The following is a 26700-nucleotide window of genomic DNA, read 5'->3' on the forward strand; positions in this document are numbered from 1 at the left end:
GAGAGTGTCATTCAGCGTGTTAGTCTGTGTTAAATCGGGACGCGCTTGATTAATTCCGCCAGCATTTCGCTGCTGGCAGTGATTTTTCCGCTCACGGACCGAAGTGGTCTGAGACGATGCGCAATCACTGGGATAATCACCGCTTGCACATCTTCGGGTAAAACGTGGTCTCGACCTTCCAGTGCTGCCCAAGCCCGTGCGGCTTGTAATAAAGCGATCGACGCCCGAGGACTCATTCCCTCGGCGAACAAATCACCCTGACGTGTGGCGTTGGCAAGTGACTGGACGTAGTCAATCAGTGGTCCGGAGGTATGGATCTTTTTTAATTCTCGTTGTGCTTGAATCAATTCTTCGGCTTGCATCACGGCAGGGAGGTTTGCCAGCAAACTTCGTCTGTCTTCTCCTAATAACAAAGCCCGTTCTGCGGCTGCATCTGGGTAGCCAAGCGATAAACACATGAGGAAACGATCTAATTGAGACTCTGGGAGCGCAAACGTTCCCACTTGGTGCGCTGGATTTTGGGTTGCAATGACAAAAAATGGTGATGGTAATGGGCGTGTTTGGCCTTCGACTGACACTTGGCGCTCTTCCATCGCTTCGAGCAAAGACGATTGGGTTTTGGGTGTGGCGCGATTAATTTCATCGGCGAGTAATACCTGAGTAAATACAGGGCCGGGATGAAATAGAAATTGACCTTTTTCACGATCAAACACAGAAATACCGAGAATATCGGCTGGTAGTAAGTCGCTTGTAAACTGTAAACGATTAAATCGTAATCCCAACGAAATCGCGAGTGCATGCGCTAACGTCGTTTTGCCAACGCCCGGTAGATCTTCGATCAACAAGTGGCCGCCTGCAAGCAGACACACAAGCGCTTGGCGGATCTGTCGTTCTTTGCCAATAATGACTTGATTGACCTGTTGGGCAACCTGATGCACTTTTGAAAACATACGGCTCCTTTACATAAAATCCAGACACGCAGTGTAAACCGAATCTAGGTGTTCTGTTGTAATCACAGGTAGATCCCTGTGCGGCATTTGCAAAAGCAAGCAAATAGGCGGAAACTAGGTTATCTCGGTCGACAAGAATGCGGAACAGGCACGGCTGCCGCTGCATTCTGCTACCGAGGAAAAGATAGGCGTTTCTTAAACCAATAAATAGACGAGACATGACGACCGCGTATTACACCCATGCTGATTGTAAGCGGCATGAAATGGGCTCCTGGCATCCAGAGTCCCCCGATCGCTTGCAAGCGATTGAAGATCAATTGATTGCCAGCCGGATTAACACGCTATTAGATTACCGCGATGCGCCGCTGGCACAGGAATCGGATCTAGCCCGCGTCCATACGCCTGACGCGATTTACAGGATTCGCGAAAATTGTCCTACTGAGCGTTCAGAATATGCTCACTTTCCGCTCGATGCGGATACGTCGCTCAACGCTTATACCTGGCGTGCCTCTCTGCGCGCTGCGGGTGCCGCAATTGCCGCGACAGATGCGGTGATTGATGCTGAAGTCGATAATGCATTTTGTGCAATTCGTCCTCCTGGTCATCATGCCACCAGCAAAGAGGCAATGGGTTTTTGTATGTTTAATAATGTCGCTGTCGCCGTCAAACATGCGCTGGACGTGAGGGGCTTACAGCGTGTTGCGATTGTTGATTTCGATGTCCACCATGGTAACGGTACAGAAGAAATTTTTAGTCAGGACCCGCGGGTGTTGATGGTGAGTTTTTTTCAACATCCTTATTATCCCTACAGTGGGGCAGAGCATCCTTCTGCCAATATGATCAACGTCCCCGTACCGGCGCATACTTACGGTCAGGCCATTCGCGACTTGGTCACAGAAAAATGGCTCCCCGCGCTCAGAGCATTCCAACCTGAAATGATTTTTATCTCAGCAGGCTTTGATGCGCACAGAGAAGATGACATGGGTCAACTTGGCTTGGTGGAAGCGGATTATGCGTGGATCACCCGGAAGGTGATGGAAATTGCTTCTGAATATGCAAAAGGGCGCATCGTCAGTTGCCTCGAAGGCGGATATAACCTGTCAGCGTTGGGGCGTAGTGTTATTGCGCATGTAAAAACACTGGCGGATCTGGAGTAAAAGAAGAGCCGTTGTTCTGTTCTCATTTTTGCGGACGATGCATTGCACGACACCTTATTTTGCAAATCGTTGAAGAGAGGCGTTATAAAATGATAAGTAGTTGATTTTAAAAGAAGAAATATTGCTGTGGTGACGTTTTTATTTGCAACATGCAGCGTTTTTTCGCTTTTGTTTATCTACTTTTCTTTGTATAATTGCTGCGAAGTAACTTGATTTTTTAATTTGGGCAAACCCGTCGAAAGCCGGGGACGCAAAGCTTCCGACCTACGGTACGCCGATGAGCGCACTAAGGTAGCGGGGTTGCCAGTGTTGGCATGCTTTACTAACACTGTGCGTGCGCAGCCTTTTTCCATACTGGAGAGCTGACACCATGAGTTTTAAACAAAAACGATTATCGACATCCGTTTTTTCTTCGATTTCTTCCCCGTTGGCAGCTACCGTGGTGTCCGTTGGTGTTCTCAGTTTGCTGAGCGCATGCGGCAGTGGTTCTGGCACGTCAACACCCGCTGCAAGTACAGACGCTCCAGGGCAAGTATCGACGGCGACAATGACCTTTGGTGTCAGCGCGCCTACTAGCGTCGATATCCCTTTGACAACGTTGGCACCAACATTCCACGTTGCGCCTGTCATTTTGAATGCACCATCTGACATCGACGCAAGTAATGCGAGTGCATCCGCAAGACTGGCACCGAGCCAACAAGCGATCCCAGCTGAATTCCAAGGATTGAGTTCACGCGGTCTCACGTTGTCGACATTGCAGTCTGTGAAGGCGGCAAGATTATCAACAACACAAAGTGTGAGTGCAGACGGTGTGACACCCAAAGCAAGCACGTCTGTTGCGACCACCTATACACCGGCGCAAATCCGTGCCGCCTATGGTCTGCCAACCTTACCTGCGAGCTTCACAGGATTGACCGCAGCGCAAGCAGCACAGTTGGGTGCCGGCCAGACAATTTACATTGTCGACGCACAAAACGATCCTAACGTTGTTGCAGAGTTGGCTGCTTTCAATTCGAAATTTGGTTTGCCAGGTTGCACGGTAAAGACGATTGCGACCAACGCCTCGTTGCCATTGCCAGCACCATCGACCAATGCTTGTGATTTATCGATCGTCTACAGCACGCCATCATCGGGGATGACTGCGACTGCGCCAGCTTATGATTCTGGTTGGGCGACTGAAATTACTCTCGACGTTCAGTGGGCACATGCCACAGCACCTTTGGCACGTATTGTGCTGATCGAATCTGCTGATGCGTCTAATACAGGACTGATTGGTGCGATTGGTCTCGCGAACAAGATGGGTCCTGGCGTCGTGTCGATGAGCTTTGGTGGCGCGGAAGGGAGTTGGACATCGTCGGTTGATTCCGCTTTCTCCAACACACAAATGACCTACCTCGCCGCAACAGGCGACAATGGTGCCTCCGTGAGCTGGCCTTCCGTTTCTTCACGGGTTCTGGCAGTTGGCGGCACTACACTTAACTATACCGGTGGCACTCGCTCCGAAACAGTGTGGTCGGGTACTGGCGGTGGTGTAAGCGCTTATACGCCAACACCTTCTTACCAGACCAATGTCGTACCAGGCATGGGAACCCCTGCGAACCGCACAGTCGCTGACGTATCGTTCAACGCTGATCCATCCTCGGGTCAATATGTGGCCGTCATTAATCAAGGCAGCAGTTCTGTTGGTTGGTTGAGTGCAGGTGGTACTAGTTTGGCGACACCGCAATGGGCAGGTATTATGGCCGTCGCTAACGCTTTACGTGTCCAAGCATCTAAAGCAGTACTGGGTGCGCCACACTCTGTCTTGTATCAACAGATCTCGACAGTTCCTGGTACTTATGCAAGCAGTTTTGCAGATATCAAACAAGGATCTGATGGAAGCTGTGCCGCATGTTCCGCAAAAACTGGCTATGACTTCCCAACGGGCTTAGGTACGCCAAACGTCACTAACTTGTTGACGGCGCTTGCCGGATCTGGTGCAGTCAGCGCCCCAGTGGTTACTGGTGCCAATGTCAGTGGTCAGGTCGGTACAGCATTGTCCTTCACAGTATCGGCTTCTTCCCCTAATCCATTAAGCTTTAGCTTGACTGGTGCGCCTGCTGGCATGTCGATCAACAGCAGTGGTGTAGTGACTTGGGCGACACCTGTTGCAGGCACTTACAATGTCACCGTAACGGCGACTGACGCTAAGGCGAATTTGTCTGGCAAAGGCGTGTATGTGGTGACGATTGCTGCCCCTGTTCCACCAGTAGTGACTGGTGCAAGCATTAGCGGTAACGTTGGTACAGCATTGTCCTTCACTGCGAGTGTGACAGACAGCAATCCTTACACTCTGAGCCTCAGCGGTGCACCATCAGGAATGACCATCAGCAGCGCTGGTGTGGTCAGCTGGGCGACGCCAGTGTTGGGTACGTACACTGTGACGGTCACTGCGACAGATAGCAAAACGGGTCTGACAGGCAAAGGTGTCTACTCCGTGACGATCTCACCGCAACCAGCACCGAAAGTCAGTGGTGGTTCCATCACGGGAACAACTGGTACAGCGTTATCCTTCACAGTGAGTGTCGCAGATACGAATCCGTTGACTTACTCTGTGACAGGTGCTCCATCTGGATTGGCGATTAGCACAACAGGCGTCGTAACATGGGCCAAACCAGTTGCTGGTACCTACAGCGTGACTGTGGTTGTCAAAGACACCAAGACAGGATTGAGTGGTCAGGGCGTGTACTCGATCGTTATCAGCGCACCTGCGGCCGTTGGTCCGGTCATTACTGCACCGACAATGACGGGTGTAGCGGGCAAAGCCCTCTCGGGTACCATTAGTATCACCGACGCTGGCGCTAGCGGCTTCTCGGTCTCGATTTCTGGCGTTCCTTTGGGTATGAGTATTGTGCCTGCCGGATCGACAACAGGTATCGCGTTGGTGGCAAGCTGGGCGAGTCCTGTGACTGGAACATACACGCTGAAGGTCTCAGTAACGGATAATCTTGGTCGGACAGCAACAACGTCCATTCCTGTAACGATTACTGCCCACTAAGCACCCCTCGCTCTCAATACAAAAAGCGACACTGATTGACTCAGTGTCGCTTTTTTATTAAGTAGGTCCAAGGCAAACACGACACAGCATGCTACGGAGAATGACTTCATTGCTGATTTGAAAAATGTGCTAACGATCATTGTTGTGATCACAATCCCGCCTTTGATGAGCGCCCATAAAGATAATTTTTCGGCGTTATCAACAAACTTTTGGGTCAATCCCGACAGACTTCCGTACAATATCGCTTTGATTTAGCAAAAAAGAAGAATAAGTATGTCCATACAATGGTTCCCCGGCCACATGAACGCCGCCCGCAAAAAAGCGGCGGAAACCATGGAAAACACCGATTTGGTGATCGAAGTGCTGGATGCCCGCATTCCGCAAGCTAGTTGCAATCCCATGGTGGAGCAATTGCGCGTTTTTCGCCAACGTCCCTGCTTAAAGATTTTAAATAAAGCCGATTTAGCAGATCCACATGCGACCAAGCAATGGCTCGACTTTTATAACGCACAGAAGGATGTGTTCGCTGTTGCGATGAGCTGCAAGAAGCCTGCCGACGTTGCCAAAGTACCTGGTTTCGCCCAAAAACTGGCACCGCACCGTGGCGTTCCCACCAAACCGCTGCGCATGATGATCATGGGTATTCCCAACGTTGGGAAATCAACGCTGATGAATGCCTTGTTGAAAAAACGGGTGGCCAACGTAGGTGACGAACCTGCTGTCACTAAGACGCAGCAACGCTTATATCTTGGCAAAAATATGATTTTGACCGATACGCCTGGGATGCTGTGGCCCAAAATCGAGCATCCCACTGATGGCCTCATGTTGGCGGCGAGTCATGCGATTGGTGTCAACGCTTTGATCGAAGAAGAAATTGCAACGTTCTTGGCGGAACAATTATTGATCCATTACCCCAAATCCCTAGTGACGCGCTATGGATTTAACCTTGAGGGGATGGACGCGGTCGCCGTCATTGAGGGCGTTGCCATGAAGCGGGGCTACAAACTCAAAGGGGGCGATTGGGATTTTGAAAAAGCATCCCACACCTTGTTGATTGATTACCGCAGCGGCGCGTTAGGACGGATTAGCCTCGAAACACCTGCGAGTCGCGAGCATTTGTTGGCCACTTATGTGCCCCCCGTGTTATTGGGGCAGGGTAAGAGCGTTCAGACTGGCATGGAGCCAGAAGACGACGATGAGGATCGCGTTTAGTCGATCCCCTTTAGCCTTATTGAGGTGATCGGTGGTCGGTATGGCTAGTTCGCCACTGGTACGTTACGCGCGAATGACTCCAAATAATCCATCAGACCATCGATTGCCTTAGTCGCAAGATCGATTTTTCCTTTAGAAACAGCTTTGGCGACCAGTAAATGGCAGCGCGCACATTCTTCTAAATCGCCTTCATGCTGATAGGCGTACCAGAAGCGGCGACTTTTGATAATCAATGGTGTAACAGCCGCAACGGCTGACGGATTAGCGCAGGCGCTCTGGACAATATGGTCGAAGGCCTGGTCAGCGGCCATGTACTCTGCGAGGGTATGGCGTTTCGCGGCAACTAACATCTGCTCTGCACAGACAACAAGGTCTTTTCGCTCTTGGGGTGTCGCTTTTTCAGCGGCATTTTGTGTGATGAGACGTTCCAGCACGCGTCGTGTTTCAATGAGTGATAAGTGCGCTGAGGCGTCAATATCGCTGACCACCAATCCACGGCGCGGCATTTGCAAAATGAGTCCATTGGAGGACATCCGCATCATTGCCTCGCGCAGAGGTGTTCTGCCGAGACCCGTTTTTTCGATCAACGTTGCTTCGATGATCGGGGCACCCGGTTTTAATTCCATCGTGACAATCATGCTCTCAAGCGCATCATAAGCGACATCGGCGGCGCGTTTTTTTGCTACGGGGTCAGCATTTTCTGGAGGGGTAGGCATGGAATGAACCTTGTCGATGGTTAATATATCTTTAAAAGATCATATCAAGTTACTTCCAAATTTTACTCTGTTTAAAACAGATTTATCAAATTTTCACTTGTATCATTGCTTTTCATTAAGTGTGAAATATGGTGCGAAGTGTGATTTTATGAATCGCAATGTAAAATCGGACCGCTACGATTGAGGTATGATTTTGGATGTTAATAGGGAGACAAATCAATGGAAAAAAGTGATCACGCTGGAGAGGCACAACGCATTGCCTTAGCGGCCCAGATCGGTGACGCATTTTTTTCTGAAATATTGTTTGACGCCATGAGCGACATTGTCTTTTTCGTGAAAGATAAAGGCGGAAAATATGTTGTCGTTAATCAGACCTTGGTAAGACGGTGTGGACTCCGTGAAAAATCCGCGTTGCTAGGGCGGACTGCCAGCGAAGTTTTTCCCAGCCGATTTGCTGCCAATTATGCCGCGCAAGACGCGCTTGTTTTAAGTGGCAGCAAAGAGATCCGTGATCAACTCGAATTACATCTCTATCCTAACCGTTCTCCCGGTTGGTGTTTAACACAAAAAATTCCTTTACGTGATCGCCATCAGCAAATTGTCGGCATGACCGGCATCTCGCGCGATCTTGCCAGCCCAGATAAACATCATCCGGTCTACGAAAAAATTGCTGCGGCTGTTGAACATTTGCATCGACACCATGCGCAGCAAATCAAGATGTCAGAGCTTGTTACGTTGACTGGATTATCGTTGGCACAAATCGAACGCAATTTTCATAAGATATTCTCACTGACCCCCCGTCAAATGATGGTCAAAATTCGCCTCGATGCGGCGTCAACGATGTTGAGTCAACCCGAACTGAGCATCACAGAAATTGCGCTTGCCTGTGGTTATCAGGACCATAGTGCCTTTTCCCGTGTTTTTAAAGCTACTGTGGGGATGACGCCGCGCGCTTATCGTGACGTCCTCTTCAGTGCATAGTGCTTTTCCCGTCTAGCGAATTCCCCATGCAAACGGATCACGCTCATCCACGAGCAATGTCGCTTCTGCATTGACGAATGCACTACCTCGCAGGCTCGGAAGGATCGTGATGGCTGTCTCGGTTGGTGAGAGGGCGATATCAATTTTTGCTGGTTGATACGACGCGGCAAAGACGCTACCGATGATGCTCTCTTGACGCCATGGCTCGCCTGCGGCAAGTTTTTTATCTGCCGCTAAGCAAGCCAGCTTTGCGCTCGTACCGGTGCCGCAAGGTGAACGGTCATAGGCTTTTCCCGGACACAGTACAAAATTCTTACTGTCATTGTCTGCGTTGGTAGAAGCACTAAATAATTCGATGTGATCAATCAACGCCCCCTCCGCGCCAGTGATGCCCTGCGCTTCGAGTGCACATCGTACGCGCCAGCAGTAGTCGGTCAGTGCGTCAATGCCAGCGAGGTCAAGACGCAGCCCATGATCGCTGATGAGAAAAAACCAGTTACCGCCCCAAGCAATATCACCCTCAACAGAACCAATCCCATCGACGTGGACGCTGACATTCTTACGGAAGCGATAGGCAGGGACGTTATGTACCGTCACGGAATGATCTTCATGTAATTCTGTCTCGACGATGCCCACAGGCGTTTCGATGCGATGTTTGCCGATGCTTATTTTTTTCTGGTAGGCTAGCGTCGAGATAAAACCAATCATGCCATGACCGCACATCCCAAGATAGCCAACGTTATTGAAAAACAGGACACCCGCAACGCAATCCGGGGCAGTCGGCGTGCAGGCGAGTGCGCCCACCAACACGTCTGAGCCACGTGGTTCGCAGACGGTTGCAGTACGGTAATGATCAAATTGCGCTTTAAACACACCGAGCTGTTGTGCAACAGATCCTCCACCAAGCGCAGGACCACCATCGATAATGACGCGTGTTGGTTCTCCGCCCGTATGTGAGTCAATGATATGTATTTTTTTCATGATGAACGCGATGAGATGGCAATACCGCTAGGATACGATGTTTGAATTCATGATGTCTTGCTCTGAATAAGGCCGAGAGATGACGAAATCGGCATAGATCATGCTGAGGAGGTGTCATGGCGCCGTGACCTTTTTCACTGCTTTTACGTGATGTTTTATTGCTAAATGTCTGTCATGGGTGCAGACGGATGGTACATTAATGATTTTGGGACCTCAGTTACGATCTCTTTTTTTGGATACATCACACTTGCATGAATCTGTTTCCTCGCCACAATAATCACAATATCCCGAGCGAGGTAAAACGCCGATTAACGATTGCTACGATCGTTTCACTGCTTGTTCATGCGCTGATTCTCTCTTTGCAATTCGCGATTCCTGGTGGCGTATCCGGTCCCGAGACTTCCTCCCGCTCACCAACGAATGGTGCGCCCTCAATTACCTTAACGATTGAGCAGGTCACGCCGACACCGTTACCGTCGCCATCACCATCCACCGTCACTCCGGCGTTATCACAAAATACGCCCACCTCACCAGCGCCATCAGCACCCTCAATGGCAGCCCAGTCACCATTACCTTCATCACCACAGGTACCGTTGCCCGCTGAAAGTACCGTCAAAGCGCCCCATGGTGTGCAGTTGGTGCCGCTTCCTGTGACGACGCAATCGCCTTCGTTGGTGCGGAAAAAGAAAGGTAAATCAAAGTCAGCCTCTGATTTGACCTATCAGCGACGGTTCGCGAGTGCCGCTCGACAGGCACGTGCCCACAAATTAGTGGTGACCGAGATACCGGATGTGATTGCACAAGATGTACTCAAGGATGATCATTTCGTCGTCGCAGTGCGGGATCCCGACGAAGTGAAAAAAGAGGACGCCCCACAAGATATCGCGCCGAGAACAGCGACCTTGCCGATGTTGGCGCAATCCGATTCTCAGACTGAAACATTGAAAGAAGAAAAAATACCGCTACCTCCTGCCGTATCCGATTCAGTACCAGCGAGTGTTGCTCGTTACGAAGCCGATGACAGTGCACGCCAGAAATCAGACGCATCACGCTTACAACGAATGCACATACCGACGTTGGCAACTAACGTCGACACTTCCGAGCGCGATCGTATCCTTCAACAACTGAATGAACAAAATCGAGAACAGTCAGAGCAGCTCCGACGCGAACAGCTTGCTGCCGCATTAAAGGAACAACTCGAAAAAGAAGAAGCGGCACGAAGAGCGCAGCAAGAGGCGACGAATGCTGCCATGTTGGCGCAAGCCGATATGCAGCGGTCTGAAAATATGCGACAGGTTGATGAAGATATTCAGCGACAGTTACAACTTGCGCAGCGTCAACGCGAGTTAGAGCGAAAAGAACGCTTGCGGGCGCTCGATGCCAAGCGTCAAGAGAATGAAGAGCGGGAAGAGCGCGAGGAGCGTGAGCGCCTCGCTTTGCAGGAGGCTGAAATACAGCGACAGCAGCAAGCAAAAATGCTTGCTCAACAGCAAGCGGCCCAAGCGGCCCAAGCAGCCCAAGCAGCACAATTAGCGCAGGTTGCACAGGCAGCACAGGCCGCTCAGCGAGCCCAAGCTGCCGTCGCTGCTGCCATGGCGACACAGCGTGAAGCGGTCGCTTCCGCAGTATCGACGCAGGCCAATGCAAACCCGCAGGCTGCATCGCGTTCATCGTCTTCTGGCGACGATATCTTTGGATCGGGGATGAAACGTGGCGAGGCTGATTCCGGCAATAACAAATCTGCATTGACGTTGCCCAAGAACTTGTTACGCAGTGATTTAGCGACCCGCGCACTGGATAGCTCGCGAGGCTTGGGGCTATTGCCAGGAAATCCGCCCGCTCCGATGCTCGATGAGAAAGCGCGTCGACATACGATTCTCAATAGCCTTGAGCGCAACGTGCAATTGCGCATGTACGCTGATAATTGGAAACAGAAGATCGAGCGCAACGGTAATCTCAATTATTCGCAGCGGACAAGCAGTCGTGTGCGCGCTGATCCGCTCGTCAGTGTCGCCATTCGCAGTGACGGTAGCGTGGAGCAAATTACCATTTTGCGTTCAAGTGGTCGCGAAGAAATCGATCAGGCCGTCCGCAATATCGTGCGTATTAATGCAAGGTATGCGGCGTTTCCCCCAGAGATCGCCGCGCAATACGATGTACTCGAGATCCGACGTATCTGGAGTTTTGATGATAATCTAAAGCTTATTGAAGAATTACGATGAATGAACGCCGTTGAATGATAGTGCGGCTTTCATCACCTTGATACCCAACCGTAAGATAGAGAAAATCATGCATATTCTAATGACAGGCGGAACGGGATTGATTGGCCGGCGTTTGTGTGTCGCACTGACAGCAAAGGGCCACACGATCACCGTCTTGAGCCGACGGCCGCAGCAAGTGAAGCAACTATGCGGGGAAAACGTTCGTCCTATGGCGAGTCTCGATGAATACTATCCGGATAGTCGTTTTGATGCCGTGATTAACTTGGCTGGTGAGCCTATCGTTGATGCACGTTGGACGGCGCGTCGCAAACAACAACTTCGCCAGAGCCGGATTGAGTTGACCGAGGTGCTGCTACAAAAAGTGCATCAGGCAAAGGTTCGTCCGCAGATTTTTTTAAGCGGCTCAGCGATTGGGGTGTACGGTGACGGTGGCGATGCCCTCCTGAACGAGCAATCACCGGCGGGTGGCGACTTCGGCGCACAATTGTGCGTTGACTGGGAGGCGGCTGCTATGCGTGCTGCGTCGCTCGGCGCACGTACCTGCATTTTGCGTACGGGGCTCGTCTTAGACGGCACCGGGGGGATGTTGCATAAAATGCGGTTGCCGTTCAGCCTTGGGCTGGGCGCTCGCATTGGCAATGGCCGTCAGTGGATGAGTTGGGTTCATATTGAAGATTATGTGGCGATGACGCTCTTTTTACTTGAGCACGAGAGCGCAGCAGGATGTTTCAATATGGTGGCACCAGAAGCGGTGACCAATCGCGAGTTCACGCAGTCGTTGGGTAAAGCATTACATCGTCCGGCACTCTTCGTCGCGCCTGCGCCGATGCTGAAGATAGCAATGGGGGAAATGTCCACGCTATTAATCGGCGGACAGCATGTTGTGCCCGCCAAAATTCAGTCGCTCGGATATGCGTTTCGTTTTCCGTCGCTCCTCCCTGCGTTAACGGATTTACTCCATCCGTCAAGTTAAGTCATTAGGGGAGGGCCGCTGGCGACGCGTAGTAGCTCGTCGTCAATGACTTAAACTGTCCACCATCTGTTTTGATGGTGGTCTGGTGTGTTTCTCCAGCGCTAAAAACGATCCCGACAGCCCCTGCAGTCACCAACTGAGCAGGGTTGTTGAGGAAATAGTGCGCGCGGTTGTCACGCCACTTTCCGGAAATCCCGCCAGGGACCAGAGAAGGCGCACCGAGAGGTGTTTGCCACCACAAAAGAGGTAATTGCAACCCGCTGTTAAAGCTGGCGCCTTGTTGCAAATTTTGTTGGAAGTTCGGTGTTGCCACATTATTTTCATCCCAATACCAACCCGTACCACTCCGTGTACAGTAAGAGTGTTGTGGCGTTGTTTCGAAACATCCTGCGTCGCGATCAAGCGTTTGCATCACCACAAAATCCGCATTTCCTGCCCCTAGCTTTTGCATAAACCCAATAGATGCTGGATAAAGATCGGAGGCGAGCGATGGTGGAAAACCAACATAGGCATTGGGGGCATAAGTACGGGCAGTGAGCAAGAGACACTGCGCTACGCCACCCACTGTATTGGCAAGATTGGGGCAGTCTGTATTGGAATTGACGACAGCGGTTACTGTACTGGGATCGGCATTCGTACTTGCACGTTGCGCATACTCCCAAAAATCGGGTTCAAAATTGACCAGTACTGGTTTGCCGTAGGCCTTAATTTTTTGAAACAGAAGCCGAACGTTACTCCAGTATTGCCCCATAAAGGTAGGGTCAGTCAATACAGAGAGATTGCCGTCGCCGTTCGCTGCCATTTGATAGAGCGTGAACATCGGCACTGCACTGATTGACGCCGCGTTTTGTGCAACGATTTGTACGTAGGCACCCGATGGACTGTTCCAAGAGGGCCAAGAGGTGCTACCAACGCCAGTGAGGTATTGATCATAAATATCGACATGAATATTTTGCGCCTGAATGTCTGGAACATCCGTGGTTCCTAAGCCGATCAATAGACGCTTTGGCAAGCCAAGGGCTGTCGCGAGCACACCGGGTTTTTGTTGTAAAGTAGGTGGCGTTGGGGTCGGTGTTGGCGTGGGCGTCGGCGTCACTGCCGATCCCGCGCTACCACCACCGCCTCCACAGGCTGTCATGAGGATGGCGAGTATCAGAGAGAGTGGGCGAGTAGATTTCATTTTTTAAAACATCAACACGTAAGCGATATTGATATCATAGTCGAAGCAGCAATTTGTTGTTCCAGATCGATGTAAAACTGCGTTAAGTTAATGTCTTTTAGGCAATGTGATTGTTCAGTGCTTATTCCGTCGTACAATGCGCCCCCCGATGTTGATGAAGTCTTGACATGACCCTACACCCCGATAATGCAGCGCCAGTAGGCAATTCCCGTCGTGTTTGCCAACGGTGTCAGCGCCCACTGACACAGTGCATCTGTCGATGGATCACGCCCATTCAGAATGTGGTGGATGTGTTGATACTGCAACATCCACTTGAGACGAATAACGCAAAAGGTAGTGTGCGCTTACTTGATTTGTGTTTGCAGTCATCCTCTGTGAAGGTTGGAGAGCAATTTGCGCCTGAATATTTGTCGTCCGCTTTGTATGCCTCTTCCGCGTCCGATCCCGCATTGAACCGTATTCAACCGATTTTGCTTTATCCTGATTTGCAGGACAATGAAGCACCTGACCTGATTGCACGCCAAGGAGAGAAATTGCCGGATGGGATAACACCACAAGGGGTGCGGCTGGTTGTTCTGGATGCCACTTGGCGAAAAAGTCGCAAAATGCTCTACCTGAACCCCATGTTGCAGCACCTTCCTAGGCTGAGCTTGAGTGAAATGCCTGCTTCACATTACCGCATTCGCAAAGCACACAAGCCTGATCAGTTATCGAGTCTTGAAGCGAGTACTTACGCCTTGATGCGTTTGGAGCACAATGAAGCGAAATACTTACCCTTGATCGACGCCTTTGATGGTTTTGTTGAACAGCAGATGCAATACATTCCTTCGCGCCCATAAAAAAAGCTCCGCATTTTTTTGCGGAGCTTTTTGAGTGATCGAGAAGAATCAGGCTAATACATTGATAATGGCGTTGCCGATACCCACCAGCGCAGCACCTGATACCAGTCCAGCGCAGATTGGTTCGCAACCGTCCACCCAGAAGTCATACCCTTTTGTGCCCGGAGTAACATGACGGCGACCCATGATCCAGAAAATCATCGCGCCGATCCACATGGCGAGGCAAGATTCTGGTGGCAAGACGACACCCAAACCAATAGAAACAGCGGAGAGCGGGAAACGACCTTTGGTGATAATCCGCGCACCTTCAATTACCACCGCACTGATCGCAGCCACAATCATCGAAATAACAGCAGAGGTATGTAAGCTATGAACACCCTTGGCAATCAGATCCGCAACGCCCTTCCATTGTACGGCAGCGGGGAAAGCAAACTGCTCGGACACGATCGTTGCAGTGCTCCGTACGCCATTGGCATCTGCCGGTAAAAATAACAAGAAATAAAGCGGTACACATGCCAATGCACCGGCGATGATACCGATCACATGTCCCACTGCTTGTTGGCGCGGTTTCGCACCAAGCATGTAGCCAGGCTTGATATCCGACAGCAAGTTTGATGCATTCATCGCCACTTCAGCAGTCATGCCTGCTGGCAATAAGTTGTTGGCGGGATTAACGTGATCAATAGCACCAATCGAGAACTGCGTAATTTTTGACAGTGCGCCAGTCGGTACCCAAGATGTTAAAGCCATGGAGTTGATACCGATGATGCTCAATACAAAAATCAATGGCAATGAAATGAACGACAGCAGCCAGGAAACGCCAAAGAACTCATGGGTCACCGCAGCGCCCAAGATACTGAAAATAGGGACACCAATGTAAGAAATCCACAGCGGGAGTTCAATCTCTTTTAATACGTCATTGTTGTCTTCTGGCGCAGATTTTTTCTTGAGATTCTTAAAGGCGTTCGTGAATATTTCTGGTTTTCCCAGCAAGCCGACGATGGAGCCAACAACCATCATGGAGACACCCCACCACAGGGACCATTGATTGACAATCTCAGCACGGGTTAAGGCAACGATATTCCCATCAATGCCAATGCGCGGAGCGATGTCCCCCAGATTGATCATGATGGGGGCTAGGATGACGAAGTTGATAAACGCACCCAATAATACGCTACTGGAGACGCGAATACCCATTAGGCCACCTACGCCGAACATCGCCGCATCAACGGTAAAGCGCAATCCAAGTGTACGGAAATCGACACCGGCGATTTTTGGTGACCATAAATCATATTTCACCATCGCAGCGTAGTAATAATCGTCCAAACGCTCATGCAGATTCCAAGGCTCTTTCAACCCCGCCCACTGATCCATTTTTAAGATTTTGAACTGAATCAACTTCATCCATCCATCACTGATGATCATTTGATACAGGCCGGTAAAGATGGCGGTCATTCCGAGCAGACGAGCTTTATACATACCGACACTGGCGTTACCCGTGTAAAGTGAATCGAGCACGACACCGCATGCACGACCTTCTGGAAACGGTAACTGATCTTCGTTAATAAAGCGACGCTTCATCGGGAATGCAATGAGGACACCGAGGACCGCAACGATCACCATCCAGATCATCATCTGCCACCAGGGGATAATTTTGCCGCTGATGAGCATAAAGGCGCTCAAGCTAGCCATCAGGGGTGAGACCATATAGCCAGCTGCTGTGGCAATGGATTGGGTGCAGTTATTTTCGAGTACCGTAAAATCGGCCGCTAATCCAGCTTGGGAAAGCAGCTTGAACATGGCAAACGCCAGAATGACGGATGTGAGGCCAACACCAATTCCCACGCCGGTTTTTGCGCCAATATACAGCGCAGTGGCAGCGAGAACGCCGCCAAGTATAAAACCAGTCAGGGCTGATCGTAAGGTCAGCTGGGCCATGTCGCCACGGTAAATGTTATTGAACCACCATGTATCTTTTTGGGATCGGGTCCAGGTCTTTATCTGCTCATCGGATAAGTGTTGCAGCGCCATTATGTCTCCAGCGTCATGTAGTAGGACAGAAACGAGGGCAGTGTGCTTTTTTGTCTTCTATGTCAAAAAAGCGGCAATGCTCCATAAAAAATGAAAGTTTTCTTTCAGGTGCCGAAGTATCTGAGTCTGTACTCGTACTGTCAAGCATCATCAGGAGAAAACCACAAATTGCTTATGATGCGGCGCGATAAAAGAAGTTCGATAACAATGTCTATTAATTATTTTATATCGATTGCTAGCAGAGAGTAGGGGCCACATGCATCAGTGCCGAGACTTGACGACATCGAAGTGAAGCACCACTGTCTCAGGGTTGGAAGCGCTTTCCTTTAGTATTGCTTGGTGTTGCTTGCTGTTGCTTGATATCGCTTCTTTTAATGAGAATACCAAAAGAAAAAACCCCACAACGGTCGTTGCGGGGTTTTGGTGAATGCGACTCTGTAGCGAGTAGCAAGCGATATTACATCATACCGCCCATGCCGCCCATACCACCCATGCCGCCCATGTCACCCATGCCGCCTGCTGGCTTGTCTTCAGACAATTCAGCAACCAGTGCATCGGTAGTCAAGATCAGGCCAGCAACAGACGCTGCGTTTTGCAATGCAGAGCGCGTTACTTTCGCTGGATCCAGAATACCCATTTCGATCATGTCGCCGTAGGTGTCGTTTGCAGCATTGAAGCCGTAGTTGCCAGTGCCGTTCAGGATGGCGTTAACAACAACGCTTGGCTCGCCACCAGCGTTAGCAACGATTTCGCGCAATGGTGCTTCGATTGCTTTCAGAACCAGTTTGATACCTGCTTCTTGGTCAGCGTTGTCGCCTTTGATGACGCCAGCTGCTGCACGTGCACGCAACAGAGCAACGCCGCCGCCAGGAACAACACCTTCTTCAACTGCTGCACGAGTTGCATGCAATGCATCTTCAACGCGCGCTTTTTTCTCTTTCATTTCTACTTCAGTTGCAGCACCAACTTTGATCACAGCAACACCGCCTGCCAATTTGGCAACGCGTTCTTGCAGTTTTTCGCGGTCGTAGTCAGATGTTGCTTCTTCGATCTGAGCGCGGATTTGTTTAACACGTGCTTCGATGCCGATTGCTTGACCTGCGCCGTCGATCACTGTTGTGTTTTCTTTACCGATTTCAACACGTTTAGCTTGGCCCAAATCTGCCAATGTTGCTTTTTCCAGTGTCAGACCCACTTCTTCTGCGATCACTTGGCCGCCAGTCAGGATAGCGATATCTTCCAACATCGCTTTACGACGATCACCGAAGCCAGGCGCTTTGACAGCAGCTGTTTTCAGGATACCGCGGATGTTGTTCACAACCAGTGTTGCCAATGCTTCGCCATCAACGTCTTCAGCGATGATCAACAGTGGGCGGCCAGATTTTGCCACTTGTTCCAATACTGGGAGCAAATCACGGATGTTCGAGATTTTTTTGTCGAACAACAGGATGAATGGGTTTTCCAGGATAACGGATTGTTTTTCTGGATTGTTGATGAAGTAAGGTGACAGGTAGCCACGGTCAAACTGCATACCTTCAACGATGTCGAGTTCGTTGTCGAGTGATTTACCATCTTCAACAGTGATCACGCCTTCTTTGCCGACTTTGTCCATTGCACGAGCGATGATGTCGCCGATGTTGGCATCAGAGTTTGCAGAGATAGAACCAACTTGAGCGATTTCTTTGTTGGTCGTTGTTGGCTTGGACAAAGTTTTGATTTCAGAAACGATGGCCACAACTGCTTTGTCGATACCGCGTTTCAAGTCTGTTGGGTTGAAACCCGCTGCAACGTATTTAAAGCCTTCGCGAACGATTGCTTGTGCCAATACAGTTGCTGTTGTTGTACCGTCACCAGCGTTGTCAGAAGTACGGGAAGCCACTTCTTTCACGAGCTGCGCGCCCATGTTTTCCAGCTTGTCTTTCAGTTCGATTTCTTTAGCAACGGAAACGCCGTCTTTTGTTACTGTTGGCGCGCCGAAAGAGCGCTCCAGAACAACGTTACGGCCTTTAGGGCCCAGTGTTACTTTGACTGCGTTAGCCAGAATGTTCACGCCATTAACGATTTTCGCACGTGCGTCATCGCCAAAAATTACTTGTTTAGCTGCCATGTTATTTTCTCCGGAATCTTGTGGATTACTGATTACTTAGGAATGCAGGAATTACTTCTGTACGATCGCGAAGATGTCTTCTTCACGCATGACCAGCACTTCGTTGCCGTCAACTTTGACAGATTGGCCAGAGTATTTGCCGAACAACACGCGGTCGCCAACTTTTACTTCCAGGGCGCGCACAGTGCCGTTATCCAATTGTTTACCTGTACCAACGGCTAATACTTCACCTTGATCTGGTTTTTCTGCTGCCGCGTCAGGCAGAACGATACCGGATGCAGTTTTTGTTTCTTGATCCAGACGTTTTACGATCAGGCGATCGTGCAGGGGACGAAGGTTCATACAAGCTCCTTTAAATTTGCGAGTAATTACGAGTGAATTCATTTTAAGCTGAGTTAGGACTTTGTTAGCACTCTCTCTCAACGAGTGCTAATTATATGGGCGAGGTACTGCTATTTCAAGGAAGAAAAAATGGAGATTTTTATTTTCTTTTAAAAACAATGACTTAGCTTTGTCTTTTTCATGCGATGATCGTTTTCAAATCAACAGAACGTGGAGTGGTATCTTGTTTTAATAATAATTATTGTCTCCGTGTAAATGTGATTTTTTGTGAAGTGATCAAATTTCCATTAAAAAAGGTCCAAAATATGTGTGTTAAAGCAATATTGTGGTGTTGGTAGCGGATGTGTGGTGTATCAGACGAGAAGATTGATCCGGTCGCGTATTGGTAGTGCAGGAAACTGTGCCTGATTCGAACTCCGTCGTGGGTCTGAGAATGCTCATGGTCCACACCGGAGGGTGGGAGTGAATATGAAATGGTGGCATTGTTGTTATCGGATAATCGGCGCGTGGTTTATGTTGATGCCATGCTTGTCGTTTGGTATGTCCGTGACATTTCTCAATCCCGGTAAATCGGATGAAGTGTTTTGGGTCACATCGGCTCATTGTATGTCCGCTGCGGCGCAAAGCTTGGGCGTTCGGCTCGAAGTTCTCTACTCTGAGCGTGATCACCTGAAAACACTGTCGATTGCCAGGGAGATTGCAGCACGCCCCCCCTCAACACGCCCAGATTACGTCATTCTTTCAAACGACTATGCCACTGGCGTGGAGGCGATACGTATTCTTGATGCGGCCCATATCAAGACGTTTCTTGCCTACAGCGCCATTACTGATTCCCATGAGCGTGAAAAAATCGGCGGACCGCGACAAGTCTACAAAGGGTGGTTAGGTTCGCTGGAACCAAAATCAGAAGATGCGGGTTATCTGACTGCACGAGAGTTAATTCAACGCGGGGAAGCATTACATCTCGAAGGGCCTGACGGTAAATTACACCTGCTGGTGATTGCCGGAGATCGGTCAACAACCTCTTCGCTCAAGCGCAATGCAGGTATGCACCGCGCTGTCGCTGAGGCGCACAATGTTGCCATCGATCAAGAAGTTTATGGCGAATGGAGTAGAAGCAAGGCAAAAGTCCAAGGCGAGTGGCTCTTTAAGCGTTATCCAGGAAAGCATCTTGTGTGGGCTGGGAACGATCTGATGGCCTTTGGTGCGATGGAAAGCTGGCGGGCAATCGGTGGCACGCCGGGAAAAGACGCGCTTTTTAGTGGCGTGAATACCTCAGCTGAAGCGATGGCCGCCATTCAATCTGGTGAGCTGACAGCACTTGCAGGTGGTCATTTTGTTGCGGGTGCATTCGCGTTAGTGATGCTCTATGACTATCACCATGGTCGGGATTTTGTCGATGAGGGACTAGAACTCGATCGCACGATGTTTATCTCCTTCGACAAGGATAGTGCTCAACGTTTTGATCGTTTATTTGGACAATTAAATTTTGACCGTGTCGATTTCAAACAATTTAGTAAAACGTATCGTCCTCATTTAACAAAGTACGAATTTAGCTTCAAGCAATTATTGACGCAAAAGTAAAACAAACATGAATCCAACTACCGTACAACCCATCGCGACGTTGTTAATACGCCGTGTCTTTAAATGGGTGCTGCTTTGTGTTGTTGCGTTCAGCAGTATTCATGCTTGGTTGAGTTATCAATCAATCGAAAGAAATTTTGATGCAACAGCAAGGGATGTTGCGGAGACGCACCTCCCATTACTCTCTGTCGCAATCTGGGATATCGAGCCACAAACAATACAGAAACAAATCACACTGATATTGAAAAACACCTCCGTTGTCTACGTCGCAATCACGGCGAGCACAGGGCAGACGTTCGTGGGCGGCGAGCGAGGGATGGTTGGAATGGGCAAGCACATGGTGTTTGATATTCCTGCACCAGCTGGAAATGCGAGCAAGGTGGGTACGCTGGATCTGGTGGTTGATACGCGTATCTTACATCGCGAGCTGATTCAGAGTTTTCTGCTCATTACGATTGAAGTCGTCCTACTTGCCGTACTGATACTGACGGCAGTCGTTGCCATCTTGCGTCGAGATCTCGAGCGTCCCATGCGTCAATTAGCTGACTACGTTCGAAACATTCAAGCGGATCAACTATCGAGCGCGGTACCAATCGCATTGCCCGATGTTCAAGCGTATAGCGAAATTGATTTGGTCTACGAGGGCTTTCAAGTGATGCACAACCGCATCAAACAGCATATCGTGCATCAGGATGCATTGGTCATGGAAAGGACGATGCAATTAGAAAAAGCGATGGAGTCGTTGAAACAACTGTCGATTACTGATGGTCTGACTGGATGTTATAACCGCTTGTTGTTTAACGAGCGGATGCCGAGTGAGATGCGGCGAGCGAAGCGCTATGAGCGGCCATTATCGATTATTTTTTGCGACATCGATTTTTTCAAGAAGGTCAATGATCAGTATGGTCACTCGGTAGGGGATAAGGTGTTGATCGCTTTTGTTCAATGTCTGATGCAAGAGATTCGCGTTGCCGTCGATTGGGTTGTTCGATACGGCGGCGAGGAATTTGTTGTAGTGCTGCCAGAGACCCGCTTATCCTCTGCAATCGAGGTAGCTGAGCGCATGCGGCGGCGTGTTGAAAGTACACTGGAGTCGGTGATTACCAGTGGCGAAGGGATGACAATCACCGCCAGTTTTGGCGTTGCTCAAAAAACAGAGATCGACAATATCGATAGCCTCGTGAATCGCGCTGATAGTTGCTTGTATGTCGCCAAATCGAGCGGACGAAACAGAGTGTGTCCTAGTAAATAAAAAATCGCCTTGGTCCGGTGTTGGATCAAGGCGATGTTGACTGCGCTGAGAAGCGCTTTTTTGATTTATGCAGCGTGATCTGACGTCTTTTCTGCGGATTCTTTTTTGCAGTGTGGGCAGGATTTTCCTGGCACATACCACGGTGATAATTGTTCACGCGGGGTAACGACAGCGCGACATGCAAAGCATTGTTTGGTATCGGTTGCTTCGAGTTGCGGATTTAAAGCCGTACGATAGTCAAACACAAAGCAGTCGCCGTGGTAATGATCGCCACCGACTTCTTCAAAATACTTCAAGATACCGCCTTCAAGCTGATACACGCTCTCGAAGCCCACATTTTGCATATGGATCGCCGCTTTTTCGCAGCGGATACCGCCGGTACAAAATGTGACGACGGTTTTGTCGTTCAATGCATCGCGATTGGCTTCAATCACTGCTGGGAATTCTGTGAATTTGGTGATGCGGTAATCGATTGTGTTATCAAATGTACCGACGTCTACCTCAAAATCGTTCCGCGTATCAACCATGACAACCGGTTTGCCATTGTCATCATGTCCTTGGTCGAGCCAGCGTTTTAATGTTTTTGGCTCAACAAATGGCGCACGACCCTCTTCAGGTTTGATTAGTGGCATACGCATGGTGATGATTTCTGATTTCAGTTTCACCAGTAATTTGGTAAAGGGCTGACGATCAGAGAAACTCTCTTTAGCGACGATATCGGCAAAACGAGGATCTTCATGCAGCCAATCCATGTAGGCATCGATTTCATGACGCAGACCGGCCAAGAACATATTGATGCCCTCAGGGGTCAACAATACAGTACCTTTTAAGTTGAGTTCTTTGCATTTATCAATGAACACCTGACGTTTTTCGGCAGTGTCATTAAACGTGATAAATTTATAAGCTGAGATATTAACGTAGGGCGTTTCAGGAGAAAGTGTTGCTACCGGCATAATAATCGATTCAGTAAGTCATTGATTTGGCAGCATTATAGTAGAAAATGCCCTCAAAATGCTCAAACCTTTTCAATCGTTGGTGCTGCCAGCACCATATCAACGTGGGGAATGTCATCTTCTAGATACATCTCGCTGACCGTCACAAAACCAAAGCTACCATAAAATTTTTCGAGGTAGGCCTGAGCACCAATGCGGATGGCGGCGTCAGGGTACAGTGAACGTAAGGCCGCAATACTATTGGTCATTAACAATTTACCGATACCGCTTCCACGCCACTTTTGTGCACTCAGGACGCGCCCGATAGAAGGCTCTGCAAAACTCAAGCCTGCTGGGACGATGCGCGTGTAGGCAGCCACGTCGCCATTGTCGTCCCACGCGATCAGGTGATGGCAATGCGGATCTTTGCCATCCACATCCAGATAAGGGCATTGTTGCTCCAGAATAAACACAGCACAACGTGCGGCGTAGATCTGATGTAACTGCGTAGTCGTCAACGCAGAAAATGGGACGCATTGCCATTGCAATTGAGAAGTGTTTGTCATCTTGAAATGCGCGAAAGGAGTGATCGGAGTAATTTGAGTGATTGGAGTGATAGATTACAGGGCTGACACCGTTTTGGATTAAACCGATAAGAACGATGTACAACCACTGTATCGCCGCTACATCTGTTTAAACAAATGCGCGTAAACACGGCTAACGGATAATTTGTCGTCAGAGTGTTTCAATGTCAATGTGATTTTACCAGCTTCATCTCTGTGCGCCATCTTCACTTGTTTGATATGGACGACGGTGCTCCGGTGGATCTGCCAGAACAAATGTGGATCGAGTTGAGGTAGCAATTCTCGTAGACTGCTCCGAATGAGTGATGAATGCTCAGCGGTGACAACGTTGATGTATTTATCCGTCGCCTCGAAGTAAATCACATCTTCAATTGGAATCATCCGAATATTATTGCCGACGGCAGCGCGAATAACAGCAAGCTTTTCTGTCGGCATCACCGGATGTCCTGTTAATGTTGGACGAGCGAGCTGTTGTAGTTCTCTTAACTGCGTAATGACTCGCTCAAGATCGTTACCCGTGTCGGGTTGTTGGACGTTCGGTGTACGCGTTTGAAAATGGGATTGCAGACGTTGTACGGTTTTTTGCAAACGTGCTTCACTGACTGGTTTGAGGATATAGTCTGCAGCGCAAGTTTCGAACGCCTTCACTGCAAATTCATCGTACGCTGTGACATACACAATCAGAGGAAAGGCTTTATCGATAGGCCATTCTTCTGCCAACTCTTGGGCAACTTCGAGGCCTGTTTTGCCAGGCATGTTGATATCCAAAAATAGCACATCTGGCATGGAGGTCAGTGCGTTTTGTACGGCCTCAAACCCGTTTTCAACCACACACGAAAGATCGAGTTCAGGCCATAACTTGTTGAGCATCCTTTGCAATGTTGCGGACAAAATAGGTTCATCTTCTGCAATGAGAGCGTTGATAGGGCGGTGTTGCGTAGACATACTCGTCGTCAATTCCATCAAAAATAATCAATCAATGAATTTTTAGCGTGCCATTGGGATCGTGATTGTCGCGATCGTTCCTTCTGGCGTATTGGGGCGCAAAGTGAATGCGGCGCGATCGTGAAAAAGTGCAAATAAACGTTCTCGGATATTGGTATTGCCGAGTTTTGATTTATCGGCAAGGACTTGTTTATCCTCATAATTGAAAGGTAAGCCGAGTCCGGTGTCGCGCACCTCAAGCGTGAGAACGTCATTGTTCTTGCTGGCGCTGATGGTGATTGTGCCACCATGAATACTGGGCTCCAAACCGTGTTTGATCGCATTCTCGACGATGGGTTGCAAGAGCATTGGGGGGATCTTTTCTTGTTCTAGTTCGATCGGCAGGTCGATCGTATACCGTAGTCGCTTGCCCATACGAATCGCAATTAAATCGAGATATGCTTGAATGAGTGTGAATTCACTCTGCAGGCTGGTGTTTTCTGCGCGAGACGCACTCAGTGTGGCACGTAAATAAACGATCAACTGTGCCAGCATATGTTGCGCTCGGTCGGGATCAATTGAAATCAAGCCCTGTAGATTTGCCAGCGTATTAAATAACATGTGGGGTTCTATTTGCGCCTGCAGTAATTGAAGTTGCGCTTGCATCGCTTGCCTTTCGATGGAGGCGTTGCGTGCTTTTTCTTTTTCTGCGATGGCGATCAATTCTGTCATTTGAATTTTGTTCCAGAATGACCACGCTGCAACCACACTGATGATGCACGTCAGCGTAATGAATGCATAAATAAACTTACTTTGGAAGTGGAGAACGCTGGTGATCGGGTAGGAAAATAGTACGGCACCAATGACGGAGCCAAGGACAAAGCCGATCGGTGCCATGGTGACACTGAGTAAATAAAACGCGAGCACGGTCGGCGGTGTTTCTTTCCACAAGTAATAGCCCACGCCACGAATGAGCAGATAGCAAGAAGCGCCGATTGCATTTGAAAAGATCCAATTTTCAAACAAAGAACTCCCATTGCGGATAACAAATGTGACGAGCAATGTACACAACACATTGATGATCAGTAAGCGAGGGAGCTCAGTGATGACTTTTTTCAGAAAACAGTCGGGGATTGTGTTCAGCCATTGCTGCCATTTCGCAATTATTTGTTGCTTGGTGCTCATACCCATTACACGCCTGTTGTTTTCAAGATATCAGAAGAATACGGAATATGTCGTTTTTTGCGCAAGCACTTCGCGACAGAGCACCGTATTTTGTCGCCAAATGTATCGATTCGGACGCGAATGGGAGACATGGATCAGCCATTCACGTCCAGCAAAGGCCAGATAGCAGGTAGGCAAAATGCTTTTTCGTGCTGGAGCTCTGCATAAGTTCAGATTACCTTTTTTGCTCTCAGCGATGCCAATTGATCTGCGTCGTAATGTAAATGCCGTTGTAATACCGTGGATGTGTGCTGTCCGAGTAACGGCGGTGCACCTGCATAACTCACCGGTGTTGCTGACAATTTCATCGGGCTAGCGACAAGTCGGACGGTACCTGCGGTTGGATGTGGCAGGTTAATTTGCATTTGTCTTGCCTGTACTTGTGGGTCCTCGAACACTTCATTGAGTTTATTGATCGGGCCGCATGGCACACCTGCATCTTCGAGAAGTTGTAGCCATTCTGCTTTTGTTTTTAGCTTGACCATCTCCGCTAAAAGTGGAACCAGCGTATCGCGGTGCTGCACTCGTGCTGGGTTTGTACTAAAGCGTTCATCATTGGCTAAGTCGGGACGTCCACCGGCTTGTATGAATTTTTTGTACTGTCCATCGTTACCGGCGGCAACAATGATATGTCCGTCGGCGGTCGCGAATGTTTGATAAGGAACAATATTCGGGTGAGCATTTCCCCAGCGCTTGGGCGGTGTCCCTGAGGTGAGGTAGTTCATGTTCATGTTTGCCAACATCGCTACTTGTACGTCGAGCAAAGCCATATCAATATATTGCCCTTCACCTGTCCGGTCTCGGTGGGTGAGGGCTGCCATCACAGCAATCGTGGCATACATGCCCGTCATCAGATCTGTAATCGCGACGCCTGCTTTTTGAGGCCCTCCACCGGGTAAATCATCGCGTTCTCCGGTCAGTGACATGAATCCTCCCATGCCCTGCACAATAAAATCATAGCCCGCACGATGGGCATAAGGACCATCCTGGCCAAAACCCGTAATCGAGCAATATATGAGATCTGGTTTTATTTCTCGTAGTGATTCATAGTCGAGTCCGTATTTTTTTAGTTGACCTACTTTATAGTTTTCAAGGACGACATCTGATATTGCCGCGAGCTGTCGGATAATTTCTTGTCCCTCAGGGGTTGCAATGTCAACGGTGATGGCTTGTTTACCGCGATTGGCCGCGAGATAATAAGCGGCCTCGGTTGTATTGTTGCCGTCACTATCTTTGAGGTATGGTGGCCCCCAGCTACGCGTATCATCGCCGGCACCGGGGCGTTCTACTTTGATGATTTCTGCCCCGAGATCGGCTAGATTTTGCGCGCACCATGGACCCGCCAGAACGCGGGTTAAATCCAGTACTCTGATATGTCCTAACGCGGTACGCGGTAATGAGCTTGTCGTCATCTTCGTTTATCCTAAGGGTGTGAGTGTTGTTATTTTTAATTATTTTTTCAGGAGAGCAGT

Annotated in this window: 21 protein-coding genes and 1 riboswitch; of the genes, 9 read left to right on the forward strand and 12 right to left on the reverse strand. The window is 49.4% G+C overall.

What is annotated here, in order from left to right; all coding sequences use genetic code 11:
* Positions 1–29: 29 nt before the first annotated feature.
* Entirely contained in the window at positions 30–950 is a 921-nt protein-coding gene (locus ACO0K2_RS15895; protein ID WP_423020584.1) for an AAA family ATPase, read from the reverse strand.
* Positions 951–1168: 218 nt separating this feature from the next.
* On the opposite strand from ACO0K2_RS15895, the gene ACO0K2_RS15900 reads away from it, so the two are divergent.
* The 3 genes from ACO0K2_RS15900 (at position 1169) to ylqF (ending at position 6356) form a co-directional block, all read left to right on the forward strand.
* Positions 1169–2107, forward strand: coding sequence for a histone deacetylase family protein (locus ACO0K2_RS15900; protein WP_423020586.1), 939 nt, complete (start codon positions 1169–1171; stop codon positions 2105–2107).
* 215 nt (positions 2108–2322) lie between these two features.
* Positions 2323–2415: riboswitch (cyclic di-GMP riboswitch) on the forward strand.
* A 62-nt stretch (positions 2416–2477) separates the two neighbouring features.
* Positions 2478–5144, forward strand: a complete 2667-nt coding sequence (locus ACO0K2_RS15905; protein ID WP_423020588.1) for a putative Ig domain-containing protein — start codon at positions 2478–2480, stop codon at positions 5142–5144.
* A 273-nt stretch (positions 5145–5417) separates the two neighbouring features.
* Complete coding sequence (ylqF, locus tag ACO0K2_RS15910; RefSeq protein WP_423020590.1) at positions 5418–6356, forward strand: ribosome biogenesis GTPase YlqF; 939 nt, start codon at positions 5418–5420, stop codon at positions 6354–6356.
* 44 nt (positions 6357–6400) lie between these two features.
* Here the strand turns inward: ylqF and ACO0K2_RS15915 are convergent, their stop codons facing one another.
* On the reverse strand, positions 6401–7072 hold the full coding sequence (locus ACO0K2_RS15915; protein WP_423020592.1) for a GntR family transcriptional regulator: 672 nt from the start codon (positions 7070–7072) through the stop codon (positions 6401–6403).
* Between the two features lie 219 nt (positions 7073–7291).
* Here ACO0K2_RS15915 and ACO0K2_RS15920 point away from each other — a divergent pair, with 219 nt between their 5' ends.
* Positions 7292–8053, forward strand: a complete 762-nt coding sequence (locus ACO0K2_RS15920; protein WP_423020594.1) for a helix-turn-helix domain-containing protein — start codon at positions 7292–7294, stop codon at positions 8051–8053.
* A 12-nt stretch (positions 8054–8065) separates the two neighbouring features.
* On the opposite strand, the gene ACO0K2_RS15925 is transcribed toward ACO0K2_RS15920, so the two are convergent.
* Positions 8066–9034 carry a 4-hydroxyproline epimerase gene (locus ACO0K2_RS15925; RefSeq protein ID WP_423020596.1) on the reverse strand — a complete coding sequence of 323 codons (969 nt, stop codon included), beginning with the start codon at positions 9032–9034 and terminating at the stop codon, positions 8066–8068.
* 251 nt (positions 9035–9285) lie between these two features.
* On the opposite strand from ACO0K2_RS15925, the gene ACO0K2_RS15930 reads away from it, so the two are divergent.
* A complete protein-coding gene (locus ACO0K2_RS15930) occupies positions 9286–11256 on the forward strand; it encodes a TonB family protein (protein WP_423020598.1) in 1971 nt (656 codons plus the stop codon).
* A 67-nt stretch (positions 11257–11323) separates the two neighbouring features.
* Positions 11324–12229, forward strand: a complete 906-nt coding sequence (locus tag ACO0K2_RS15935; protein ID WP_423020600.1) for a TIGR01777 family oxidoreductase — start codon at positions 11324–11326, stop codon at positions 12227–12229.
* A gap of 4 nt (positions 12230–12233) precedes the next feature.
* Here ACO0K2_RS15935 and ACO0K2_RS15940 read toward each other — a convergent pair whose 3' ends face one another.
* The gene (locus ACO0K2_RS15940; protein WP_423020602.1) at positions 12234–13409 is read right to left on the reverse strand and encodes a hypothetical protein; all 1176 of its coding nucleotides are present in this window, start codon (positions 13407–13409) and stop codon (positions 12234–12236) included.
* Positions 13410–13576: 167 nt separating this feature from the next.
* Between ACO0K2_RS15940 and ACO0K2_RS15945 the strand changes: the two genes are divergently transcribed.
* Positions 13577–14248 (forward strand): tRNA-uridine aminocarboxypropyltransferase, encoded by a 672-nt coding sequence (locus ACO0K2_RS15945; protein ID WP_423020604.1) that lies wholly within the window; start codon positions 13577–13579, stop codon positions 14246–14248.
* A gap of 48 nt (positions 14249–14296) precedes the next feature.
* Here the strand turns inward: ACO0K2_RS15945 and ACO0K2_RS15950 are convergent, their stop codons facing one another.
* The 3 genes from ACO0K2_RS15950 to groES form a co-directional block, all read right to left on the reverse strand.
* Complete coding sequence (locus tag ACO0K2_RS15950; RefSeq protein ID WP_423020606.1) at positions 14297–16279, reverse strand: OPT family oligopeptide transporter; 1983 nt, start codon at positions 16277–16279, stop codon at positions 14297–14299.
* A gap of 457 nt (positions 16280–16736) precedes the next feature.
* The gene (gene groL / locus ACO0K2_RS15955; protein ID WP_423020608.1) at positions 16737–18386 is read right to left on the reverse strand and encodes a chaperonin GroEL; all 1650 of its coding nucleotides are present in this window, start codon (positions 18384–18386) and stop codon (positions 16737–16739) included.
* 51 nt (positions 18387–18437) lie between these two features.
* Positions 18438–18728, reverse strand: a complete 291-nt coding sequence (gene groES, locus ACO0K2_RS15960; protein ID WP_422999569.1) for a co-chaperone GroES — start codon at positions 18726–18728, stop codon at positions 18438–18440.
* 468 nt (positions 18729–19196) lie between these two features.
* Here groES and ACO0K2_RS15965 point away from each other — a divergent pair, with 468 nt between their 5' ends.
* Positions 19197–20312 carry an ABC transporter substrate-binding protein gene (locus ACO0K2_RS15965; protein WP_423020610.1) on the forward strand — a complete coding sequence of 372 codons (1116 nt, stop codon included), beginning with the start codon at positions 19197–19199 and terminating at the stop codon, positions 20310–20312.
* 7 nt (positions 20313–20319) lie between these two features.
* On the forward strand, positions 20320–21564 hold the full coding sequence (locus ACO0K2_RS15970; RefSeq protein ID WP_423020612.1) for a GGDEF domain-containing protein: 1245 nt from the start codon (positions 20320–20322) through the stop codon (positions 21562–21564).
* 65 nt (positions 21565–21629) lie between these two features.
* On the opposite strand, the gene ACO0K2_RS15975 is transcribed toward ACO0K2_RS15970, so the two are convergent.
* The 5 genes from ACO0K2_RS15975 to ACO0K2_RS15995 all read right to left on the reverse strand — a co-directional run bounded on the left by ACO0K2_RS15975 (position 21630) and on the right by ACO0K2_RS15995 (position 26640).
* Positions 21630–22517: a sulfurtransferase gene (locus ACO0K2_RS15975; RefSeq protein WP_423020614.1), complete on the reverse strand. Its 888-nt coding sequence runs from the start codon at positions 22515–22517 to the stop codon at positions 21630–21632.
* 62 nt (positions 22518–22579) lie between these two features.
* Positions 22580–23062: a GNAT family N-acetyltransferase gene (locus ACO0K2_RS15980; protein ID WP_423020616.1), complete on the reverse strand. Its 483-nt coding sequence runs from the start codon at positions 23060–23062 to the stop codon at positions 22580–22582.
* 117 nt (positions 23063–23179) lie between these two features.
* Entirely contained in the window at positions 23180–24025 is an 846-nt protein-coding gene (locus ACO0K2_RS15985; protein WP_423020618.1) for a LytR/AlgR family response regulator transcription factor, read from the reverse strand.
* Between the two features lie 42 nt (positions 24026–24067).
* Positions 24068–25189: a sensor histidine kinase gene (locus ACO0K2_RS15990; RefSeq protein WP_423020620.1), complete on the reverse strand. Its 1122-nt coding sequence runs from the start codon at positions 25187–25189 to the stop codon at positions 24068–24070.
* Between the two features lie 209 nt (positions 25190–25398).
* A complete protein-coding gene (locus tag ACO0K2_RS15995; protein ID WP_423020622.1) occupies positions 25399–26640 on the reverse strand; it encodes a CaiB/BaiF CoA transferase family protein in 1242 nt (413 codons plus the stop codon).
* Between the last annotated feature and the right edge of the window lie 60 nt (positions 26641–26700).

Origin of the sequence: Undibacterium sp. MH2W (assembly GCF_049340215.1) — a bacterium.
GTDB lineage: Bacteria > Pseudomonadota > Gammaproteobacteria > Burkholderiales > Burkholderiaceae_D > Undibacterium.

Coding starts and splice junctions, on each gene's coding strand:
- ACO0K2_RS15935 (WP_423020600.1), top strand. CDS start 11,324: ATGCATATTCTAATGACAGGCGGAACGGGATTGATTGGCCGGCGTTTG.
- ACO0K2_RS15970 (WP_423020612.1), top strand. CDS start 20,320: ATGAATCCAACTACCGTACAACCCATCGCGACGTTGTTAATACGCCGT.
- ACO0K2_RS15975 (WP_423020614.1), bottom strand. CDS start 22,517: ATGCCGGTAGCAACACTTTCTCCTGAAACGCCCTACGTTAATATCTCA.
- ACO0K2_RS15965 (WP_423020610.1), top strand. CDS start 19,197: ATGAAATGGTGGCATTGTTGTTATCGGATAATCGGCGCGTGGTTTATG.
- ACO0K2_RS15945 (WP_423020604.1), top strand. CDS start 13,577: ATGACCCTACACCCCGATAATGCAGCGCCAGTAGGCAATTCCCGTCGT.
- ACO0K2_RS15900 (WP_423020586.1), top strand. CDS start 1,169: ATGACGACCGCGTATTACACCCATGCTGATTGTAAGCGGCATGAAATG.
- ACO0K2_RS15925 (WP_423020596.1), bottom strand. CDS start 9,034: ATGAAAAAAATACATATCATTGACTCACATACGGGCGGAGAACCAACA.
- ACO0K2_RS15990 (WP_423020620.1), bottom strand. CDS start 25,189: ATGAGCACCAAGCAACAAATAATTGCGAAATGGCAGCAATGGCTGAAC.
- ACO0K2_RS15950 (WP_423020606.1), bottom strand. CDS start 16,279: ATGGCGCTGCAACACTTATCCGATGAGCAGATAAAGACCTGGACCCGA.
- ACO0K2_RS15920 (WP_423020594.1), top strand. CDS start 7,292: ATGGAAAAAAGTGATCACGCTGGAGAGGCACAACGCATTGCCTTAGCG.
- ACO0K2_RS15895 (WP_423020584.1), bottom strand. CDS start 950: ATGTTTTCAAAAGTGCATCAGGTTGCCCAACAGGTCAATCAAGTCATT.
- ACO0K2_RS15930 (WP_423020598.1), top strand. CDS start 9,286: ATGAATCTGTTTCCTCGCCACAATAATCACAATATCCCGAGCGAGGTA.
- ACO0K2_RS15995 (WP_423020622.1), bottom strand. CDS start 26,640: ATGACGACAAGCTCATTACCGCGTACCGCGTTAGGACATATCAGAGTA.
- ACO0K2_RS15980 (WP_423020616.1), bottom strand. CDS start 23,062: ATGACAAACACTTCTCAATTGCAATGGCAATGCGTCCCATTTTCTGCG.
- ACO0K2_RS15905 (WP_423020588.1), top strand. CDS start 2,478: ATGAGTTTTAAACAAAAACGATTATCGACATCCGTTTTTTCTTCGATT.
- ACO0K2_RS15985 (WP_423020618.1), bottom strand. CDS start 24,025: ATGTCTACGCAACACCGCCCTATCAACGCTCTCATTGCAGAAGATGAA.
- groL (WP_423020608.1), bottom strand. CDS start 18,386: ATGGCAGCTAAACAAGTAATTTTTGGCGATGACGCACGTGCGAAAATC.
- ylqF (WP_423020590.1), top strand. CDS start 5,418: ATGTCCATACAATGGTTCCCCGGCCACATGAACGCCGCCCGCAAAAAA.
- ACO0K2_RS15940 (WP_423020602.1), bottom strand. CDS start 13,409: ATGAAATCTACTCGCCCACTCTCTCTGATACTCGCCATCCTCATGACA.
- groES (WP_422999569.1), bottom strand. CDS start 18,728: ATGAACCTTCGTCCCCTGCACGATCGCCTGATCGTAAAACGTCTGGAT.
- ACO0K2_RS15915 (WP_423020592.1), bottom strand. CDS start 7,072: ATGCCTACCCCTCCAGAAAATGCTGACCCCGTAGCAAAAAAACGCGCC.